Raw genomic sequence first — 449 nt, forward strand, 5'->3', positions numbered from 1 at the left:
ATGAATCCAGGCTGGCTGAGTAAGCAAGGCTCTATCGGCAAAGCGATACGTCAGCTATTTGCACCTGCGCCCCCACATCCAGCACAGGCTGACGCAGTGCAGACTCCAGATGCACTGCAATTCCATTCAGCATCGCATCCGGCAGACGGCGCAGAGCTGTTGCCAGCAGGCTCAGGAATGGCAAATTATCCGGATGGCGAATTCAGCGCTGCTGCGCCCACCAGTTCTGCAGAGGCAACAACATCACAAGCAAGCTGGCAAGAAAATCTGCCACCGGCACCAGTCTCCGGCATCGTGCAGTCTGTCTATTATCTGCAAAAGGCATTTCAGACGCCGGTTGAACACATGTTCAACCAATACGGTGAGATCCGTAATCTGATCCTCGAACAGCGCTCCTCGCTCAATGAAATGACGCAGGACGTCGACGAACAGATGACCATCGATGTGGT

The 449-nt window shown here is 54.1% G+C and carries 1 protein-coding gene; it reads left to right on the top strand.

The annotated features are described in order from the left end of the window. Nucleotides 1–449: hypothetical protein (locus KDM89_RS19795; RefSeq protein ID WP_212689602.1), on the top strand; the 449-nt coding region annotated here is incomplete at both ends.

Source organism: Cognatundibacterium luofuense (assembly GCF_018139685.1).
Taxonomy (GTDB): Bacteria; Pseudomonadota; Gammaproteobacteria; order Burkholderiales; family Burkholderiaceae_D; genus Undibacterium; species Undibacterium luofuense.